General features: G+C 73.2%; 4 protein-coding genes. 3 read left to right on the top strand and 1 reads right to left on the bottom strand.

The features are described 5' to 3' along the window. Positions 1-124: 124 nt before the first annotated feature. The gene (locus E1283_RS40140; protein WP_481906710.1) at positions 125-1,009 is read right to left on the bottom strand and encodes an NsdA family TPR-like regulatory protein; all 885 of its coding nucleotides are present in this window, start codon (positions 1,007-1,009) and stop codon (positions 125-127) included. A 319-nt stretch (positions 1,010-1,328) separates the two neighbouring features. Here E1283_RS40140 and E1283_RS31875 point away from each other — a divergent pair, with 319 nt between their 5' ends. From E1283_RS31875 to E1283_RS31865, 3 genes are all read left to right on the top strand, one after another. Continuing rightward, positions 1,329-1,649 (top strand): chaplin family protein, encoded by a 321-nt coding sequence (locus tag E1283_RS31875; protein WP_243745249.1) that lies wholly within the window; start codon positions 1,329-1,331, stop codon positions 1,647-1,649. A gap of 25 nt (positions 1,650-1,674) precedes the next feature. Then, on the top strand, positions 1,675-2,979 hold the full coding sequence (locus tag E1283_RS31870) for a tetratricopeptide repeat protein (RefSeq protein ID WP_243745248.1): 1,305 nt from the start codon (positions 1,675-1,677) through the stop codon (positions 2,977-2,979). Between the two features lie 618 nt (positions 2,980-3,597). After that, the coding region (locus E1283_RS31865) for a Gfo/Idh/MocA family protein (protein WP_132821647.1) at positions 3,598-4,817 on the top strand (1,220 nt) is incomplete at its 3' end.

The following is a 4,817-nucleotide window of genomic DNA, read 5'->3' as shown; positions in this document are numbered from 1 at the left end:
GTGTATAAGAGACAGCTCCTGACCCGGTCGGGGAGCCTCTGCCCGTCGGGGCTGAAGGTGTCCCGGCCATGGATACGGCACGAGACGCGCGCGCCACCGCCGACGTGCTCGGGCACGGAACCGCTCACTCCGGTGGAGCAGCACGCCACCCGGCCCGCGCGGCACGGCAGTTGAGAGGCGCACCAGAGGAAGAAACGATCCCGCCGGCCGAAGCCGGCCGGTCCCCGGTCACCCCACCCGGATGGACGTGGCCCGGGTCGGCCCGTGCGGTCGGGTGAGGGGCGAACGTTTCTGCCGGCGCGTCGGGGGGAGTTGGTGTCGACCGCTCGCCTCGCGCGGGCCGTGGCCGCCGGAGAGACACCCGAGGCGGTACCGGAGGGAGGTGGGCCCGGGGACGGTCGCAGGGACGCCGTCCGCTGGAGGAGGGCGGCGACGGCGGGGTGCCTGCCGTGGGGCGGAGGGTCCGGCGCATGGAAGCCAGACGGGCGGTCGCGTGGGCTGACCGGAGGCCGGGACAGTTGGTGACTAAGCCCTGCCAGTTGACGAGGGCTTCGTCGAGGTGTCCCTGGCTGAGGTGGGTCCCGGCCAGGTGGGCGGACGTCAGGGCCAGGCTGCGTCGGGCCTCGGGGGCGCGATCGCGCAGGGATACCGTCAGGGCCGTGATCGCGGCCGGGTGGTCGCCGATGGCGGTCAGGGCGCGGCCGCGCTGGCAGTACAGGCTGGCCGCCGAGTAGCTGGCGAGGGGATCGCCGACGTTCTGGTCGGCTTGGCCGTGGAGACTTTCCGCGGCGTGCAGGGCCTTCAGGGCTCCGGGCCGGTTGTCGAGTCGCGCCTGGGCGACGGCGAGCTGGGACTGGGTGTAGGACCGGATGATCAGCGGAGCGTGCCGGGCCGCGGTCTCGGCGGCCTGCCGCGCCAGGACGAGGGCGGACTGCCCCTCGGCGGCCAGGTGGGCCGCGGTGCGGTGGTGGTGCTGGGTGAGGGCGTCGGCGCCGTCGTCGGCGCACATGTTGCCCAGGAGCACGGTCAGTTCGGCCGCCCCCGTCAGCAGCCGCGGCTTCCGGTGGAACGGGGTGGCCGGTGCACGATCACGCACACCGGGCGGGCGCCGCGGAGGACGCCACCACGTGAAGCCTCGAAGGAGTGAAAACCGGACGACGGGAGGCTCGAAGGACCGGCGCGCGGGGCGCGGAGCCGTGCGCGACGCGCCGGAGCGGAGTGTCGGGATCGGGTCCGGATCGTTGGGCGGGATGCGGCCGGGGCGTGGTCTCCGTGCCGCGAGCTGGCACGGAGCGTCGGGATCGGATCCCGGCCGGAGGAGGGACGCGATGAGCGCGGAGACGCGGAGCATGGGCAACGGTGCCGAGAAGGCGGTCAGGCGCACCGCGATGGTGAGCGCGGTGGTCGGCGCGGCGGCGGGGGTGGCGTTGATCCCGGCCGGTGCCGCACAGGCCAGCGTCGTCGGGATCGGGAACGCCGTGTTCGGCAACACCTGTGTCCTGCAGGGCGACGCACAGGCCACGGGCAGCACGGTCTCCGGCAGCGGAGCGGGGGGCGGCAACAACGTCGGGCTGCCGTTGAACCTGTCACGTCAGCAGTGCGGGAACAGCGGCATCGTCTGCACCGCGCTGTTCAGGGCGAGCGTCTGACGGCTGGCGAGCGGAGGTGGTCGGGATGGCGTCGGAAGTGTCGCTGGAGGACGCCGCGGTGCGGGAGCTGCTGGCGCTGAGCGGGCGCGGGCTGCCCCTGCTGCGGGAGTGGGCGAGCGAGGATCCGCGCAGCGGGGTGGCCAGGGCGCTGCTGATGCTGGCGACGGGCGACGGCCTCAGCGACGAGGCGTTGAAACAGGAGCTCGTGGTCGCGTACCAGGACGCGCGGGCCGTCGGGCCCCGGCAGGCGAGCCTGGTCCACGGGGTGTTCCTCCACACGCACCGCCACTACCGACTGACCGCCGACCACCTGGTGAGGCACTTCGCTCAGTGGCCGACGGACGAGGTGGCCGGGCTCATGCTGGGCGCGTTCCACGATTGCGGTGACCCCGCCTACCGCGAGCACGGCGACGCCCTGGTCGAGAAGCAGTACGCCCTGGCCGGTCCCGACAACTGGGCCTGGGCCGGCTGGCTGGCCTCGGCACGGGCGGAGCAGGGCCGGGTGGACGAGGCCCACGAGTTGGCCGAGCGGGCGCTGGCCCGGCATCCGCGCTCCGGCGTGGCGGCGCACGCCCGCGCGCACGCGGAGCACGAACTGGGCGCCGGTCCCGCCGCCGTGGCCTTCCTCGACCGTTGGCTGGCCACCGACCCGGGTGCGATGAACTTCGGTCACCTCAACTGGCACGCCGCCCTCCAGTCGATCGCCTGCGGGGACTTCCCCGACGCGCGCCGCCGGGCGGACACGGCGCTGGCCCACTCGGACGTCGGCATGCGCGCGGCGACGAACTGGCGCCTGCTGCTCATCGGCCAGTCCCCGGCCGGCCGCTGCGACCCGGGGCTGGTACGGGAGTTGTTGGCCGCACCGGGCGGGATGGCGGAGGTCTTCCACACCTTCAACCTGGCCCTGGCCCTGGCGGTGGAGGCCGCGACCGACGATCTCCACGTCCTGGCCGGCCGGGCGGCCGCCGACGACCGGCCCGACTACCGCGACGTGCTGGCCCCCGTCGCCGAGGCCCTCGCGCACCTGACCGGGGGCCGCCCCCGGGCGGCGGTGGACCTGCTGGCGGGCCTGGGCGAGAGAGTCGAACGGCTCGGCGGGGTCCGGGTGGAACGGGAGATCGTCCAGGACACCCTCGCACGCGCCCTGGCCGACATCGGCGAACACGCCCGCGCGGCCGACCTGTTGCACCACCGCGTCACCACGCGCCGCCACCACACCTACGAGGACCTCCTTCTCACCGGCGGGGAGAACGCGGGCGGCGCCCAGCTCGTCCAGCAGGGCCGAGCGCCTCGCGCCGACCCGCACGCGAGCTCCGCCGGGTCACGGTAAGAGGTCGTCCTCGCCTTCGACGCCCCGCTGCTCGCCGGCCTCCGCACGCTCGGCGGCGGTACGCCCGTGGGCACGAGAAGTGGGCTTCCTGTCCGATCCCCGCTACCGCACGATGTGGGGGAAACTCCGGCCCGGTGACGCCGCGTTCTGGCGCGTCCCGACCGCGGGCTTCGAGGAGGCGGTCGCGCCCTTGTCGCCCCGCCCATGCCCACGGCCTGGCGGCAGGGGCTGGACCGCAACCTCACGGCCCATCTGTGGGAACGAGGGAGCCTGGAACTGCGCCGCGCGGCACTGGGCGCCCCCGCCACGGCGGACACGTACCAGAGTCGCCTCCAGACTGTGTCCGCCTTGGCGTTCTTCGACGTGTGGGAGAACGTACGCGCTCTGGCGGCCTTCGTGGGCGGAGCCGTGGAGTGGCATCTCACGACCCCCCGTTTTCGGGAGTACTTCGCCTCATGACCACCGGGCCGATCCCGCTCCTCGACAAGGCCCCGGTCGGGTGGCGACGGTCGGGGGTGCGGTGGTTGTCCGGGATTGCCATGACCGGCTTCTTTTCCTAGGGTGATGTGAAACGATTCACTCCCTACTCGTCCGGTGCGCCCCGACGGAGGAGCCCTCATGCCCGGTCCCATCGACCAGAATCCGACCGCGCCGTTGCCGCCGTCCAGTCGTAGCGGGGCGCCGGGTGCCGGCGTGGTGCCCGATTTCGCGCCGCCGGTGGCGGGTCGGCCTCGGCGGCGCTACGCGGTGGTCGGTACCGGGCATCGTGCGGGGATGTACGTGTCCGCGCTGACCGACGCCCATGCCGATGTCGGGGAGATCGTGGCCTGGTTGGATCCCAACCCGGCGCGCATCGACTGGTATGACGAGGAGGTGCGCGGCCGGCGGGGCGGGGGCGGTGAGCCGTTGCCGCGCTTCGGGCCCGAGGGGCTGGAGCGGATGGTCCGCGAGTCGGGCGTCGACGTCGTCATCGTGACCAGCCCGGACCACAGCCATGCCGAGATGGTCGAGCGGGCGCTGCGTGCGGGTGCGGACGTGGTGGTGGAGAAGCCGTTGACGACGGACGCCGAGGGATGCCGGCGCGTCACGCGGGCCGTGTCCGAGACGGGGCGAAGCGTCGTGATGACGTTCAACTACCGGTACGCGCCCAGGAACTCGACGCTGCGGGAGGTGGTGGCTTCGGGTGAGATCGGCGAGGTCACCAGTGTGCACTTCGAGTGGGTGCTGGACACCGTGCACGGGGCGGACTACTTCCGTCGTTGGCATCGTGAGAAGTCCAACTCCGGCGGGCTGTTGGTGCACAAGTCGAGCCATCACTTCGATCTGGTCAACTGGTGGCTGGACGACGTCCCGACCCGGGTCTTCGCCTCCGGGGCGTTGCGCTTCTACGGCGACGACAACGCGCGGGCGCGGGGTATGGGTGCGCGGCCGGAGCGTGGCACCGAGGCGCCGAGCGACCCGTTCTCGCTCGACCTGCGTTCCGATCCGCGGTTGGAGGGCCTGTACCTGCGGGCCGAACAGCACGACGGTTACCGTCGGGACCTCGACCCGTTCGCGCCGGGCATCACCATCGAGGACAACATGGCCCTCCTCGTGGACTATCGCGGTGGCGCGATGCTCACGTACTCGCTGAACGCGCACGGTCCCTGGGAGGGGTACCGGGTCTCGGTCAACGGCACGGCCGGGCGCGCGGAACTCGAGGTGGTCGAGCGTGGCCACGTGCGGGTCGAGGGGGAGGGCGACGCGGTCCTGGATCCTTCCGCCACCCCGGACGTTCCGACCGGGGACGTGCTGCGGCCGGAGGGGGAGCGCCTGGTGGTGCAGCGGCACTGGGGGCG

It is taken from the genome of Streptomyces hainanensis (assembly GCF_004348415.1).
Classification (GTDB): Bacteria; Actinomycetota; Actinomycetes; order Streptomycetales; family Streptomycetaceae; genus Streptomyces; species Streptomyces hainanensis.
Note: the sequence above shows the minus strand (reverse complement) of the source record. Positions and strands in the feature narration are given on the sequence as shown.